The organism is Ferruginibacter sp., from assembly GCF_028288465.1.
Lineage (GTDB): Bacteria > Bacteroidota > Bacteroidia > Chitinophagales > Chitinophagaceae > Ferruginibacter.
This window is the reverse complement of sequence record NZ_JAQBNR010000043.1, coordinates 74876-91113: the sequence shown is the minus strand read 5'-3', so window position 1 is coordinate 91113 and position 16238 is coordinate 74876. Positions and strand designations below refer to the sequence as shown.

14 protein-coding genes are annotated in these 16238 nt (G+C 43.5%); 4 read left to right on the top strand and 10 right to left on the bottom strand.

All coding sequences use genetic code 11. From position 1 onward, the window contains the following. Positions 1–7 precede the first annotated feature (7 nt). The 7 genes from JWR61_RS16740 to JWR61_RS16710 form a co-directional block, all read right to left on the bottom strand. On the bottom strand, positions 8–2020 hold the full coding sequence (locus JWR61_RS16740) for a glycoside hydrolase family 97 protein (protein WP_301928893.1): 2013 nt from the start codon (positions 2018–2020) through the stop codon (positions 8–10). A 220-nt stretch (positions 2021–2240) separates the two neighbouring features. Further along, positions 2241–2936: a DsbA family protein gene (locus JWR61_RS16735; RefSeq protein WP_301928892.1), complete on the bottom strand. Its 696-nt coding sequence runs from the start codon at positions 2934–2936 to the stop codon at positions 2241–2243. 15 nt (positions 2937–2951) lie between these two features. Beyond that, positions 2952–3668, bottom strand: coding sequence for a 3-ketoacyl-ACP reductase (locus tag JWR61_RS16730; RefSeq protein ID WP_301928891.1), 717 nt, complete (start codon positions 3666–3668; stop codon positions 2952–2954). 28 nt (positions 3669–3696) lie between these two features. Then, positions 3697–4818, bottom strand: a complete 1122-nt coding sequence (locus tag JWR61_RS16725) for an alkene reductase (protein ID WP_301928890.1) — start codon at positions 4816–4818, stop codon at positions 3697–3699. A 93-nt stretch (positions 4819–4911) separates the two neighbouring features. Beyond that, positions 4912–5379 carry a hypothetical protein gene (locus JWR61_RS16720; protein WP_301928889.1) on the bottom strand — a complete coding sequence of 156 codons (468 nt, stop codon included), beginning with the start codon at positions 5377–5379 and terminating at the stop codon, positions 4912–4914. A 91-nt stretch (positions 5380–5470) separates the two neighbouring features. Continuing rightward, complete coding sequence (locus JWR61_RS16715; RefSeq protein WP_301928888.1) at positions 5471–6202, bottom strand: Crp/Fnr family transcriptional regulator; 732 nt, start codon at positions 6200–6202, stop codon at positions 5471–5473. A 63-nt stretch (positions 6203–6265) separates the two neighbouring features. Then, complete coding sequence (locus tag JWR61_RS16710; protein ID WP_301928887.1) at positions 6266–7720, bottom strand: OmpA family protein; 1455 nt, start codon at positions 7718–7720, stop codon at positions 6266–6268. A 400-nt stretch (positions 7721–8120) separates the two neighbouring features. Here JWR61_RS16710 and JWR61_RS16705 point away from each other — a divergent pair, with 400 nt between their 5' ends. The 4 genes from JWR61_RS16705 to JWR61_RS16690 all read left to right on the top strand — a co-directional run bounded on the left by JWR61_RS16705 (position 8121) and on the right by JWR61_RS16690 (position 11082). Next, positions 8121–8465 carry a nuclear transport factor 2 family protein gene (locus JWR61_RS16705; RefSeq protein ID WP_301928886.1) on the top strand — a complete coding sequence of 115 codons (345 nt, stop codon included), beginning with the start codon at positions 8121–8123 and terminating at the stop codon, positions 8463–8465. A 19-nt stretch (positions 8466–8484) separates the two neighbouring features. Beyond that, positions 8485–8607, top strand: coding sequence for a hypothetical protein (locus JWR61_RS16700; RefSeq protein ID WP_301928885.1), 123 nt, complete (start codon positions 8485–8487; stop codon positions 8605–8607). Positions 8608–8782: 175 nt separating this feature from the next. Then, entirely contained in the window at positions 8783–10048 is a 1266-nt protein-coding gene (locus JWR61_RS16695; protein WP_301928884.1) for an NRAMP family divalent metal transporter, read from the top strand. A gap of 134 nt (positions 10049–10182) precedes the next feature. After that, positions 10183–11082, top strand: coding sequence for a cyclase family protein (locus tag JWR61_RS16690; RefSeq protein WP_301928883.1), 900 nt, complete (start codon positions 10183–10185; stop codon positions 11080–11082). Between the two features lie 37 nt (positions 11083–11119). Here the strand turns inward: JWR61_RS16690 and JWR61_RS16685 are convergent, their stop codons facing one another. From JWR61_RS16685 to JWR61_RS16675, 3 genes are all read right to left on the bottom strand, one after another. Further along, positions 11120–12205 (bottom strand): SO2930 family diheme c-type cytochrome, encoded by a 1086-nt coding sequence (locus JWR61_RS16685; RefSeq protein WP_301928882.1) that lies wholly within the window; start codon positions 12203–12205, stop codon positions 11120–11122. Positions 12206–12259: 54 nt separating this feature from the next. After that, positions 12260–13543: a parallel beta-helix domain-containing protein gene (locus tag JWR61_RS16680; RefSeq protein ID WP_301928881.1), complete on the bottom strand. Its 1284-nt coding sequence runs from the start codon at positions 13541–13543 to the stop codon at positions 12260–12262. Between the two features lie 96 nt (positions 13544–13639). Further along, positions 13640–16174, bottom strand: a complete 2535-nt coding sequence (locus tag JWR61_RS16675) for a family 20 glycosylhydrolase (protein WP_301928880.1) — start codon at positions 16172–16174, stop codon at positions 13640–13642. Positions 16175–16238 lie beyond the last annotated feature (64 nt).

Genomic DNA, 16238 nt, shown 5'->3' with positions numbered 1-16238 from the left:
GCCAGCCTTATTTATTTTTTGTTATCCGCACCGCATAGCCGCCACCTGTTACCAGTTTTGCCTGCAACACGGTTCTATTACTCACCTGTTGTTTGCTGATAGCAGTATGTTTTGGATTGATTGCCGCATCGGCAGCATCACTGTAAATTTCGGCTGTGTAGTTGCCAGCACTTAAAAAGGAAAGTGATATGTTTAAGGTTCTTGCATTCCAGTTGGTGATGCTGCCAATGTACCAGTCATTGCCCTTACGACGGGCAATGCTGATGTATTCACCGGGTACGCCCTGCAGCACTTTAATTTCATCCCAGGAAGCCGGCACCTTTTTGATGAATTCAAAATCCGGCTGACCTTCATAAGCGGCAGGATAATCTGATACCATTCCAAATTGCGCCTGGTACACGACGTACATGGCAAGCTGGTGCGCCCTTGTGCCCATCACCATGGGCGAATCACTGCGTGCAAAAAACTGTTCCTTCTTAACATTATCAAATCCACCCGGCGTAAAATCCATCGGCCCGGTAAGCATGCGGGTAAAGGGCAGCATGGTATGATTATCCGGGTTATCCCTTGTGCCTCCTTTTGATTGCTCCATGCCCAATACAGCTTCATAATTCATCACATTTGGGTAAGTTCTTTCCAGGCCAAATGGCTTGGTGGAACCGTGAAAGTCTACCATCAAATGATGCGCAGCCGCAGTTTTCGCGGTGGTGTAATAAAATTCAATTCCTTGCTGGTCGTCCCTTTCAACAAAATCAATTTTTACACCCGCCACACCCCATTTTTCATACAAGGCAAAAGCTTCTTCCATTTGTTTCATAACGGTTGGCGCATACAACCAAATCCAAACTTTTACATTTTTGGCAGCGGCATATTTAACCAGTTCAGGAATATCTACTTTACCAGTCATTTTGGTTATGTCCCTGAATTCGCTCCAACCCGCATCCACCAGCATATATTCGAGGCCGGATTTTGCTGCAAAGTCCACATAGTATTTCATGTTGGCAGTTGTAAAAGCAGGCTTGCCATCGGCACCAAGGCTACCACTCCACCAATCCCACGAAGCTTTACCCGGTTTAATCCAGTCTGTGTTGGCAACGGCCGAAGGACTTGTTAAATTCATCACCGCATTTGACTCGATAATTCTTCCGGGATCGTCGCCTATCATGATAATGCGCCAGGCAGACCGGATACTTCCTTTTCCTTTTACAGCAATGCCAGAACTATCCAGTGCTGGTGAAAGCCTTGACAACATGGTATGGCCCGACCATCCGCCGGAAGGATTGGTCAGATACATGGAACTATAGCCCTGCAATTCAGACTCCGCAATAGCAACCCATCCTGCTCCGGGCACTTCTGCAAGCATGGGTAACCCGATTAATACGGAACTTTTTACACCACCCTGGTTAGAGAAGGCACTAACAGACAACTTAAGGTATTCACTTTCGTACATCGATCTGTAATGCGGTAAAACCTGCGCATAAGTAGTAGCGTCGTTACTGAAATGAAACTCGGTATTTTCGTTCATCAATTCGTAACCCGGCTGCAACGTCTCCTGCTCAGGAGCGATGTACCTGAAGGCCACCGCATCGTTATAAGCCCTGGCTTCGATAACCAGCTTTCTGCCCGGGGCGCTGTTTTCCTGCAACTCCAGCTGCAACAGATTGTATTGATCACGCACCTTTGAAGCCTTGCCCACCACCAATTGATAGGTATTATCTACCGGCATTATTTTGCTGTTGGTGATGCGCACATCACTTCCCAACGGTTGCGCACCTTTAATATCAAGACTTAATAACGAAGGCTTGAACAATGGTTTGCCTTTAAAAGAAACCGTATAAAAAAGGGGCGTAGCAGCCGACTTCTTATCCAGCTGGGCGGTTTGAAAATTGATTTCAATTTTATTATCGGGCGATAGCAATTTTCCGTTTATACCCTGGCTTTTTGCAAGCGGTGATAGTAATGTAAAAAGTAAAAGGCAGGCAATGAATTGCAGGGCAATCGTTGGTGGAGTTTTTAACATACAAATTGATTGAGGCTTCGTAAAATCGTTATAAAACGAATATATCGAATTAGCCAATAGCATAACAAAATTATATGCGACAACTGGCCGCATTGGCTAACTCCACCAGGAAAAGCAGGATATTGAATCAACGGCATGTTACTCTGGCGTACACAACATCAAACAAAAAATTCCAACAGTACGTGTTGAAATTCTGGCTGTAAATTTTGCTTTCAATTCTTCAACTGCAAACCCCGTCACTGGTACAGAAACCCGCAGCCGGAGCCGCATTGATGAGGGGATGTTCTTCCTGCCAAACTTTAGCCAATACTTCTGCAAACACTTCAACAGGCTGGGCACCAGATACTGCATACTTATTATTAAATACAAAAAAGGGAACACCCTGCACACCAATCTGCTGTGCAATATATTGATCCTGGCTTACTTCATTGTTGTACGCATCGCTTTGCAACATGGCACTTATTTCTGCTGCATTCAATCCAACAGATTCACCAACTTCTATCAGCGTTTCTGCAGCACCAATATCTCTCCCATGCGTGTAATATGCTGCAAACAGTTTTTCTTTTGTTTCATTTTGTACACCCTTCTTTTTTGCAAAATGCAGCAACCTATGAGCGTCCAGCGTGTTATTGATGATGGCTTTATCAAAATGATATTCCAGCCCCACCTCTTTGGCTGCAGCTGTCATGTAGTCATTCATCTCCTTACCTTTTTCTACGCTAACGCCTTTTCTTTCAGCCAGGTATTGGTGCACCGTTTTACCTGGTATCGCTTTCATTGCCGGGTCTAACTGAAAACTCTTCCACTCAATTTTCACCTTGTCTTTATTATCGAAATCAGTTAACGCAGTTTCAAACTTGCGTTTGCCGATATAACAAAACGGGCAAACTACATCCGACCATATTTCTACTTTCATAATTTTTTTTTAAAGTCAGGGATTGGTTGACCATACAGATGATGCCTTCACAAATACCCGCCTGTTTAATTTCAATTGTGCTACAACCAGCTCTGCAAAATCTTCCGGATGCATCATTCTTTCTTCATTGTTATTAATTAAGTTGGCACTCACCGCGAGCTCCGTAACCACCGTGCTCGGCGCCATCGCTGTTACACGAATATTGTGTTTGCGTACCTCCTGCATCAGCGATTCCGTTAACCCCATCACGCCAAACTTGGAAGCGCTGTAGGCACTGGTAACCGCTGCACCGGATAAACCTGCTGTAGAAGACACATTGATAATATCACCGGTTTTTCTTTCAATCATTCCGGGCAAAACTGCCCTGGTAACGTAATAGGTACCAAACAAATTCACCTTAACCTGGTTTTCCCATTGCGCTGGTGTAAGCTCTAAAAACTTACCAAAAGTACCTGTACCTGCGTTGTTGATGAGTATATCAATATTACCCAGTGCAGATGCTATGGTGGATACTGCTTTGTCCACCGCACTGATGTCACTAACATCGGCAACAGCGGTCGCGGCCTTAACACCAATGTGTTCCAGTTCTTTTGCCACGGCGGTTAAATCACCTGCAGTTCTTGCCACCAGGCCAATATTTACACCTTCATTCGCCAATGCAATGGCCAACGCTTTACCGATGCCTTTTCCGGCACCGGTGATCAACGCATTTTTTCCTTTTAAAGATTCCATCTGTTTTATTTTATACTATTAAAGTGGTTTATACAGTAACCAGTTCTGCTGAATATTGTTCTGCCAAAGTGGGGTAATCGGTATAGCCTTTCGCTCCCGGTGTGTAAAAAGTAGATTGATCAGGCTGGCTCAAAACGGCATCTGTTTCAAAACGATGTACCAGGTCGGGATTGGCAATATACGGAACGCCGAATGCTACCAGGTCGGCATCACCATCCTGCAGTACTTTGATGGCGGTAGTTTTATTAAAGCCCCTGTTAATGATCAAAGTGCCTTTATATAACGGCCTGAAATGCTTTGCTACTTCTTTAACAGCAAACGGCAAATGGTCAACCGGCACAAATGGTTCGGTAAGATGCAGGTAAGCCAGGTTATAATCATTCAGGCGTTGCACTATGTAATCGAAAGTGGGTATCGTCTGTTCATCCATGGTAATGCCAAACAAACCATTCAATGAGGGGCTCAGCCGTACACCCACTTTATTTAAATCAATCACTTCTTTAAAAGCGTCCAGTATATCAAATAAAATGCGGGCCCTGTTTTCGATACTTCCGCCATACGCATCTGTACGGGTATTGGAGGTGCCATTAAAAAACTGGTGCAGCAAATAACCATTGGCGCCGTGTATTTCAACCCCATCAAAGCCGGCTTGTACTGCATTGGCAGCGGCATTTTTAAAATCCTGTACAGTTTGTTGTATCTCTTCAATGGTCATTTCTTTTGGTGTTACCGTGTTGGTAAACCCATTTACCGTATAAGATTTTTCATTGGGGTTGATTGCTGATGGTGCAAGCGGTAATTCACCGTTGTGAAAGTCGGGATGAGATATACGTCCCACATGCCATAACTGGATAAATATTTTACCGCCTTTATCGTGTACCGCTTTTGTGGTCAGCTTCCAGCCTTCTACCTGTGCATCACTGTAAATGCCGGGTACATTAATATAGCCAACACCCTTTGGACTAACAGGCGCCCCTTCGGTTACAATTAAACCTGCTGTAGCTCTTTGTGCATAATATTCAGCTACCAGGGCCGTGGGTGCGTGTGCTGCGTTATCACTGCGGCTGCGGGTCATGGGAGCCATTACCATTCTGTTGCTTAATTCCTGTCCGGCCAGTTTGTACGGAGTAAATAAAATTTCCTTTGCCATATTATTGTTTGATTTTTATTGTATTTAATTGTTGTTTTACCAGCAGTTGTTTTTCATGGCGGCACCGTTGCGCCGCACACTTGTACCAGGCGTTTAAATAAGCATACTGTACGCACACATTTGCATCATCTCCTCAGCAACTGCTTTCGCCACTGCATCGTCTCCTGTAACAATTGCATCTGTCCCTGTAATCATAACAGTCACAACACGCGAATGCGGAAGCAGCGCCTGAAGGCCGGCTTCTTTTGCAGGTGCATCCGTAAGCCATATCACAATTTTACGGGTGGCTACCTCCTGTATTTTAGATGCAAGGGTTTCCAATGCATAGCTCCCGGCAGTAATTACAATGATATCGGCCTCCCAGGATGCAGATTTACTGCACTGCAACACAGCAACTGAGGCATTCTTGTTCAGTGCCGTAACTGTGTCGCACAAGCGGGTGAGTTCGACCTGTGATTCGTCCATCAGCAACAACTGGTATTGGCTGTTGATACTCCTGGCCAGCTGGCTGCCTAAACTGTTGCAGGCACCCAAGATCGCCACCGTATTATTGTAATTCATTTCATCAAAATTGAAATGCAAATTTACCTGCGTTGCAGGCCTCCAACTATTGAGGCAGGTCAATAAAAACACTTGATCTGTATCAAGTATTTTATGCGCCGGAAGATAGTTTTTTTCTTATCCGGCTGAGTGTTTCAGGTGTGAGCCCCAGGTAAGAGGCAATCATGTTTTGGGGAATCCGTTGAATCATATGCGGGTTGGCAGCCGCAAGTTGTGTGTACTTTTCCTCTGCCGAATGGGTGATGGAGCTGATCAGCCTTCTCTCTTTAGAGATAATATTATTTTGAAACAGGATGCGGAAATAACGTTCCATTGCAGGTACTTTCAGCAGCATCTCTTCAAAGCCCTGCAAACTAATCATCAATAATTCAGCATCTTCAACGGCATCAATATTATAAGCCGAAGCTTCGGCCGATAAAAAGCTGTACGTATCTGACATCCACCATCCTTCCCAGGCAAAATGGATCATATGTTCCACGCCCTTTTCGTCAACGTTGTACGAACGCAGCAAACCTTTTTCCACAAATACCAGGTACCTGCAAACGTCCCCTTCCTGCAACAGGTACTGCTTTTTGCGCAGCTTCTTGGGCGTGAAGAAAGTTTTGATCAATGCCTGCTCTTCTTTCGTTAGCTGCACCTTTTCTTGAATATGGGAAAAAATAACTTCAAACATCCAAACAAAAGTAAGCTGAATAGAACAGATACATGCTACTGCCAGCAGTACATGGTTGCCATGCGGATATTTAAACAGTATTGATATATTAAAATCCGGATCTCGCCATTGTTGTTGTACGGCGGAAGGGTAGCCGGATGAACCGTGCATAAAAAAAGAGCTGTTGAAAACAACAGCCCTTTTACCTTAGAAAGCTAACAACGATTGATTTGCCTAATAAGAAGTTTTTAATTCCACTCTCCTGTTTTTTGCTCTGCCCAGGGCAGTTTTGTTATCAGCAATGGGTAAGGTTTCTCCATAACCGGTTGCAGACAAACGGGAGTCTGTTATTCCTTTACTTATCAAATATTTTTTTACCGATTCGGTACGTTTTTGAGACAAGGTTAAATTATATGCATCTGTTCCCTTGCTGTCAGTATAACCACCGATAGATAAGTTGGCATTTTCATATTTTTTAAGCAGTGTGGTCAGCTCATCCAATTGTACCAGCGAGGCTACTTTCAGTTTATCACTGTTATTTTCAAAGAAAATCTTACTTGCTATTTCAGTAATTTTCTTTACTTCTTCCACGGTCATTTCAGGACAGCCTTTATTGGCGATGGTACCTTTAATGGCCGGGCAACGATCATCTATATCCGCAACACCGTCTCCATCCGTATCAGGACATCCTTTCAAGCTGGCTGGTCCGGCCGCATCCGGGCAACGGTCATCTTCATTTACAATGCCATCCTTATCGTTGTCCATCGGGCAACCGGCAGCATCTACTTTGTAACCAGCTTTGGTATCCGGACAATGGTCATCGATATCAGCTACACCATCTTTATCTGTATCGGGGCAACCCTTCATTGCAAGCGATCCTGCAACATCAGGGCAACGGTCTTCTGCATCTGTAATGCCATCGCCGTCTTTATCAGGGCAACCCATCAAAGCGGCAACGCCTGCTACATCAGGGCATTTATCCAGGTAATCCGCCACGCCATCAGCATCTTTATCCAGCGGACAACCAGTTTTATCAACTGCTACACCTGCGGGTGTATTGGGGCATTTATCATTTCTGTCGGCCACACCATCTTTATCGGCATCCTTCTTTTTACCAAAGTTAAAAGTGAGGCCTACCATATGCATCAGGTACGAATCGTTACCGCCCTTTACTACACCGTCCCTTTTATCTTCAGATGAATTAAGAAAAGTTTCCTGTATGTTCAGCATAACAGATGGCCCCATCTTAAAGTTTACACCCACGCCATACGAAGGAGTAATATAATCAACCGTTGATTTTTTAATATCAAGATTTTTATCAAAAATCATTACACCACCACCCACAAATAAATAGGGTCTTACCGGTGTATTGGGGCCAAGCAAATGAAACCTGGCATTCAGGGTGGTCGTTGTAAAATCCTGGCTGGTGCGGCCATAGATGGTTGAGTAACCTACTTTTCCTTTGGTAGCCAGTAAGCTTAAATCAAAATGGCCGCCCAGGTATCTTGATACCGACAAACCTCCAAAGGCATAAAAGGGCATATGACCTTTATAAAAATCATTTACATAGTCTGTATTGGATTGTGTGGCGCCGCCGTGCAGTCCGATGTTCCATTTTTTATCTTGCGTTTGTGCATTGGTAATATATGTAAATGCGAGGCAGGTACATATCAGCAATAGTTTTTTCATTGTATTTTTTTTATGATTATTTATCCTGCAAAGGTGAATCCCTTACGGCCCATATTTGTTACATAATTAACAGTAAGGCTTGCATCTTTCACACATTTGGGTGGCTAAAATAATTTTGATTTGCAGGCGATCTGACTACAACTTATTAAGCGGATATCAGTTTGAGCAGTTACAACAATTCGTTTTTGGAGTTGCTATACTCCGCAGGATATTTTTACAACTTACCAGATGAAAAGCAAAGCCGTCACGTACAACCACCTGTAAAAGATACCTGCGGGTTTTGTATTGGTGACTTTTTTGCTGCCAGTTTTTTATATTTGTTGGCGCAGCCGGTAACTCAATGTGTGCAGCTAAACTTAATGGTAAACAGGCTGCAGAAATAACAATCAATAAAATGGAAATGGATTCAAAAAAATTTGCCGCAGAGTGGATCGCATCCTGGAATACACACAACCTGGATGACATTCTGAAACATTACGCAGAGGATGTTGAAATTACCACGCCCATGATACGGATTGCAACCGGGGGCGATACGGATTCACTAAAAGGAAAAGCAGCGGTAGCGGACTATTGGGGCAAGGCCTTAAAAAAATTACCCGACCTTCATTTTGAACTGGTGGATGTTACAACTGGTGTACATTCTGTGGCCTTGTACTACAAATCAGTGATGAATAAAATGAGCATAGAAGTAATGTTTTTCAATGAGCAGGGCAAAGTAAACAGGATATTTGCTCACTATAGCTGATCCTCAAAAATCAAACTATATGACCGATGTTGTTCAAATTATTTTAGGCAACTCCATCGTGACAACGATTACCACTGGTATTATATCCTACCTGCTGCACCAGAAAACAGAACGTTTTAATGCAGCAACATTGGGCAAGTAAAAAACAACCACTTTCACCTATCCAATCAACACGACTTCAATTTTTAAACCGGTTAGCTCACCTAGTTATACATAGTATTTTTTTGGAAAGACTTTTTTACGGAACTTACCCTTGCAAATGCAACTAAGACGGGCAATCACCAAATGAATGGATAAAAGTTAGTTAAGCAATAAAAATGACCCATATAAAAAAAACGAACCGGTTATCAAAGTTTTGGAAATTGCTGGGGCCAGGACTTGTAACAGGTGCCAGTGATGACGATCCTTCTGGCATAGCAACCTATTCACAGGCTGGCGCGGCGTATGGACTTTCAACGCTGTGGACTTCAATTATTGCTTTTCCATTGATGGCGGCCATTCAGCAAATGTGTGCAAAAATAGGCATTGTTACGTCACTGGGTTTAACAGGAACACTCAAAAAACATTACCCCCGGCCTGTTTTGTACCTGATGCTCTTATTTAGTTTTCCCGCTATTGTAATGAACATTGGCGCTGATATCGCCGGCATGGGCGCCGTTGGCAATTTGTTATTTCCCGCTGTTGACGCTTCTTTCTTCAGCGTTTTTTTTACACTGTTATTGCTGGGCCTGATTATTTATTTGCCCTACCTCAGAATTGCAGCCATCCTCAAATATTTATGCATCGTTATGCTGGTTTATTTTGTGGTTCCATTTTTATATAAGCAGGATTTGGGTGCTATTCTGAAAGCCACTTTTATCCCCACGATACGATTTAATAAAAATTTTATAGCTATTTTGGTGGGCATCCTTGGTACAACGATCTCGCCTTACCTTTTTTTCTGGCAGGCATCGGTTGAAGTGGAGGAAACAAAGAACCGGGAAGCCCGGCTGATAGTAGACAAGAAACTGATTGACGAAATAAAAACAGACGTAGATTTTGGAATGACATTTTCGGGGCTTGTGATGTATTTTATCATTCTTACCACCGGCACTGTTTTATTTAAAGCCGGTGTTCACCAGATTGACACGGTGGAGCAGGCAGCACTGGCCTTAAAACCGCTGGCAGGTAACCTGGCCTACCTGCTTTTTGCAGCAGGCGTAATCGGCACAGGCCTTATCGCCATTCCTGTTTTAAGCGGGTCACTTTCTTATATCTTTTCAGAAACGTTCGGCTGGGAAGAAGGCCTGGATAAAAAATTTCATGAAGCAAAAGGTTTTTATATAATCATCGCCATTTCTTTGCTGTTGGGCCTTTCATTGAATTATATTGGTATTTCACCGGTAAATGCATTGATCTATACGGCTATTCTTTATGGTTTGACAGCACCCGTTCTAATTGCCATCATCCTGCACATTTCCAATAATAAAAAAATAATGGGTGAGTATGTAAACGGTCGCACCACCAATATACTGGGCTTTGCGGCATTGATTATAATGAGTGTTGCTGCAGGTTTGCTGCTATATCTGCAATTTGTGGATTAACATCAAATATTACATTTACCACTTACCCTAAGTTTATCCCTAATCACGACGAAAGTATACAAACTATAAATTGATTGAATGCGCAGCAGGCGTTGCGAAACCTTCAGATATAACAACAAAAAAATTAAAGGGATATGGAAAAGAGAGTACAATTTGATTTTGAGATTCAGTTTACCAATGGCGGTAATTTAAAGGGTGAAGATTTCCGGCTTGACATAATTGGGGAAGATATTACTGACCAGGCGCTTGCTGATTATATAATAGCAGATCTTAAATTGCTGATGGTTGGTGAGACCAAAATCTGGAATAAAAAAATTATCGTCGAGCCGCATAAAAGAAAAGTAATCGCCCAAAAAACAGCTGCTGATTTATTCATTGATTTAAGCCACACCATTGAACACGGCCTCATAACCTATAAAGGTTTACCGGCGCCCATAATATGCGACTATCTGAGCAGGGAAGATTCAAAAAAATTCTACGCCGAAGGCACCGAGTTTCAAATTGGAAAAATTGAAATGGTTACCAACACAGGCACTTATATCGATTGCCCGTTTCACCGGTTTCAGGATGGCAAAGACCTTTTACAGGTTGGCCTGGAATGCTTTGCAGACGTTGACGCGGTTGTTATCCGAATTCCATTTTTAACAACACTCGAAATAACAGAAGCACATTTAAAAAATCACGAAATACGCAACCGTGCTGTATTAATACATACCGGCTGGGATGCTCACTGGAACACCGAAAAATATTATGAGCACCATCCCCATTTAACAGAAGGAGCTGCCATATACCTGCGGGACTGCCAGGCTAAATTAGTTGGAATTGACTCGCATAATATCGACAGTACGACTGGAAAATCCAGGCCTGTTCACACTACACTTTTGGGAGCAGAGATTTTGATCGTGGAACATTTATGCAACTTATATTTATTACCAACAGATGGCTTTACTTTCAGCGCCATTCCTCCAAAATTTAAAGGCGTGGGTACATTTCCGGTCAGGGCAATGGCTAAGCTGAATAGCAGTAATAAATAAATATCCGGGCTAGCTATTTTTTACAAATTCCTCATCTTCAATTCTTCTTTTTCGGCATGCTGCGAATCCAGTCATTGATCAGTTGCACACCTTCTTTATGAATAATTGTCCGGGCCAGTTCGGGCATGGCGGTGCCCGTTTCTGTACTGTTCATCCGGTAGGCTAAAATGGAATGTGTCGCATCACCGGGAACAATATCATAGTTCATGCCGCCCGCTCCGCCGCCTGCTGAAACAGGTACTTTCATCAAGCCCAGTTGATGCGCATCTGCCTGCTGGTATTCCAAAAACAAACCGGTATTGTAAGCATCCCCTCCTTTGGTGTGGCAGTGGGCGCAATTCATATCCAGATAAGCCCTCGCTCTCTGTTCCAGTGTAAAATGCTGCCCGTCTTTCCAGTTGGGCAATTGTTCTACTTTACTCAAATCGGGCAAGCCGGTCAGCATACCTTTTGCAGTCCATTGCGCCAGCTGATTATCTGTTTGCCCTTGTATAGTATAATTTAAATTTCTTGCTTTAGGACCAATCGGTATAAGGGTTTCATTGTTGATGTGGCATCTTTTACAATCATTGGTGTTGGGCACCTGGTAGGTAGTTGTGTGTGCGTTGCCGTCGTCATCCAGCAACGTGACGGGTATGCGGGCACCCGTGATATGTTTCACCGCATCTGTTTGTGCAGCATTCCAAAGATAATCCATCACCTTCCATTTTTTGTCTGACGGATCTTTTACCAACAGCCTGGTTTCAATCATTATTTTTTGATGGGCTGTGTTGGTGTAGGCAAAATTTTTGATGATGATGGTGGAGTCCGGGAAATCCAGCACACCAGAGGATGTATATTTTACAGCGGCGCCTGTTGGCAAAAAAACAAAGCGGTCTTTAACGGCATAATCGGTAAACAAAGGAGTACTCAATTCATATTTCACCACCTGTTGCGCCGGCTGCAATGCATTGAGTTGATTCGTAAAAAATCCATACTCAGAAAGTTTTTCTTTAAATTGAAAGGCTTCGTTTGCTGCAACCGTATTGGCAGTCTGCTGTGGTTGATTGTTACAACCATGCATACTCACCACTGAAGCAGTCACCATAAAAAGTACAATCGCTAAAGCAACCATTTTCCGCATGCTACAGGTTTGTAAGTAAAATTAAAACGTTCTTTTGAAAAAACGGTGATGACACTATTTACAAATAAAGGCCGTCATATTGGTATCGGGATGCCATTTTCCAGGCTGTGCCATATTGATGAAATCGGAATTCACAAATACATTGTCGCCCGGCTGGTTGATACAAATGGAATCGGGATTGGCAGTCTTTCCGCCGGTCAACATATTGGTTGAAAAACCATCGTACATTATAAAGGGCATACGTTTATTTTTCCTGGCAGTATCCTGCGCATTCAGTTTTTGTTCAATGGCCACGAGTAATTTGCCGATGTGATGCTGGTAGGCCGGTTCCGGAAAAGCATTGCCCATTTCAATGGTGTTGTCATAAATTTTTATATGGGTAGAAATGGGAGAATACTGATCGTTGATTTTTTCCGCCGCCTTCTCATCTACAGAAAAACCGGAGGCAATGGTTACAGAAGATGAATTATTATTGATGATCCTGTTGCCATAAATATCAATATTGGAAGCCGCTAAAATAATTACACCGCTACCGGGCGACGCGTTGCCCACACCGGAAATGGTGCCAAAGCTGCCGGCCTTGGCGAAGTTCCTGTTGTTATTATCATGAATATAATTGTTGTATGCTTTCACAAAGCCGCCCCGTTGTGAAAGCCCGGGCAGATCAAACACCAGGAAGCCCGCAGTGTTGTTGTAAAATTCATTGTCGTACACCTGTGCATGGGATGTATTTTCAATCTCGCAACCGGCCACATTTTTCGCCGCCTTACATTTTCTTACGATGGTACTGTCTGATTGACCAACATAAATACCGGCATCAGAAGAACCCTCCGCATAACAATTTTCAATCAGCACATTTTTACACAATACCGGATATATCGCATAACCCCCGCTGGTGCTGTCGGCTGTTTTCCAAACGGCGTGCAGGTTGGTAATGGTCACATCACGACTCTTGTTTATTTTAATCAGGTCTCCTTTAGAATCCCTGATGGTCATGGCGTCTATCGTAAAGCCTTTTACACCGGTTATCCTGATGCCCTCACCGCCCTGGGTTTGCCCCGAAAAATCAAGAATCGTTTTATCATATCCTTCTCCTTTAATCCGGATATGATTGACTTCCGCAATGCTCAGGTTGTCGAATTTGTAAGTACCTTGTCTTAATAAGATGGACGTGCTATCCTTAATGGATAAAAAAGCTTCCACAATTTTACTTTCATCACCAGGGCCAAAACTAATGGTAGTGTTATATCCTTCTTCACTGCTGGCCCTTTGTTTACAGGAAGATAGCTGTACCGCAATCAATACAAGCAATACCGCAGGAAGCATTAACTTTTTCATATGTCATTTTTATTTTGCAAGCGTATTATCACATTAAGGTACACAATAAAATATTCTGTAACCAACACCGGTCATCCAAAAAAGTATTTTTACCAGTTACTTATTTTCAACACTGATCGTTCTGCCCCCGCGACCTTTATTATTAAATACTTTTAAACGAATGGTGCCTTTTTCTGCCACCGGACCTTCGTATATTTTACTATTCAGGGTGGGCTCTGTTCCGTCGGTAGTATAACGGATCGTCAATCCGGGTAGTTGTATATTGGCCACTACTTTTCCGTTTTCTGCAACAGCACCTACCGTAGGAATGCGGTAGTTAAACCCGCCGGCCAGTTCATCCAGCCTTGGCAATTCTCTTTTGCCTATCACATTGGCAAATACAGACCAGGCTTCATTGTAAGCCTGTTGAAAGGCGGCTTTGTCCTGCATGCCCGCCCATGCAGGATCGCTGGCCCATGCCCTTTCTGCTACGGCCAGCACTTTGGGCAATAACATATAATCTCTAGCATCGGCCGACCGGATATTTTCGCCCCACAACAAACCCTGCACACCAGCTATATTGGATTTGCCGAAATCCGTCAGCCTGTCTTTACCCTTAAAATAAGAGGGATCAAGCGGATTGCCGGCGGCATCTTCCTTTGTGGTTTTATACACATCGTAGGGCATAAAATAAAACGGTTTGTCAATATCCTGGAAACCGCCCCAGTAATAACCCGGCTCATCAGGCGATTTAAAATACGACAAGTCAAGATAGTTGTTGCTCACGCAGGAGAGTACTACTTTATACCCTGCATTGGCCAACCGGTAAGGCAAATCTTCATTGCCCCATCCAACCATATTATTCCATACATGCAGGCGGATATTATCATTGGCCATGCGTGGATTAACGATGAGTGTTTTCGCCCCGTCCAGTGTTGTTTTACGCATACCCGCTTCTTCCCAACCCGACATAAACAGGCCTTTTGACTGCAGCATTTTATTAACCTTTGTATAGTAGTAATACCAGAGGTCGTTGATTTCTTTCAGTCCGGTTTCGGTTTTTAACAGTTGTAAACTTACCGGCGATTTCTCCCAAACGCCCGAGGGCACTTCATCTCCGCCCATGTGAATGGTACTGAGTGGTGCACCGGCTTCTTTGTACATGGCAATCAATTCATCGGTTACCTTGTCCATAAAACTGTACACGGATGGCAATGCCACACACATCACATTGTCTTTCCACATTTGTGCGGAGCTGTATACAGACTGGTCGTTGCCGTCGCTCAATAAATATCGCTCTGCCTCAGTTTTGTCACCAGCTTTCATTAACCGGTCATACCGTGCTTCCATCGCTTTAATGGCCGCTCTTCCATGACCCGGCGATTCGATTTCCGGAATCACTTCTATGTAGCGGTCTTTTGCGTATTGCAGTATTTCAATAAAATCATTCCTTGTATAAAAGCCACTGCCTGCACCTTTTCCTGCAACAGGCCCCGTTCCATAGCAGGCAGGCAACATGGTTTTGCTGTCCAGCGTATGGCCGCGTTTAGCACCGATGGCAGTCAGCTCAGGCAATGATGGTATTTCAATTCGCCAGCCTTCATCATCGCTGAAATGAAAATGCAGTACATTCATTTTGTATTGCGCCATTAAATCAAGTGCTTTTAAAATTTCCTGTTTCGGTTGAAAATTTCTTGCCACATCCAGCATCAGGCTTCTAAGCCCAAACCGGGGCGCATCCTGTACTTCCACGGTCGTGATAGAAACGCTTGTTTGTGTGACGCCTGTGGCGGGAAGCATCATTGAGCGCAGCGATTGAATGCCATAAAAAATGCCTGCACCGGAGCCTGCTGATATCACAATGCCGTTGCTCCTTACGGAAAGTTTATAAGCTTCCTGTGGCATGTCAGCTTTTTGCAACGCTATTGTTTTAGCGCCGCCGCCAATCGTCAAAGGCTTTCCGCCAATTACACTGCCCAACACCTGCGATAAATAACCAGCTTCTTTTTGAAACGCAGCATCCGTTTGAATGGTGACCTCCGCACTTAATAAAAATGCACCACCCGTTTCTTTATAGCTTACTGGTGTAGGAAATATTTTTGGTAGCTGTGTTGCTGGAATATCTTTTGTCGCACTGTTTTTCTGGTAAATTATTGCTGGTGTTACCAACCCGGCAGTAGCATTTTGTAAAGACCCTGTAGTATAATTGGCGATGGGAAATCCATTGGCCGGATCAACGTCCCATACAATGTATAGACCTGACGGAGCCAATGACCGGTTGAGCAACAACCCGGGGGAAATGTATTCTATAACCGCTGAGTCCTTCGCCGCAATGGGCTTAAAACCTGCCGCAGGATAGAGTTTAAAAATATCACCATTGATATGTGTTACCTCAAGGCCTGATGGAGCAATAGTGGTTGCAATATCGCTGTTCGAAGAAAAATAAATAGCCCATCCGCCTGAAGGCAACGGTGTTTTGCCTTTATTTGAAATGGTAAAAGCGCAATACGCATCCGTTGATTGCTTGTAATGATTAGTGATCAACCGCCAGCTTACCTGTAGATTCTTTTCATCAAAACGTTTCATTTTCTGAGCGGTGGCTACGTTAAAAAAGCTGGTCATTACCAGGCTTACAAAAAATATTTTAGACATGTTTTTACTGGTTGTTTTATTGCCGGAAGTTAACCCATAAATTTCAACATCTGCCAGCCTGCAT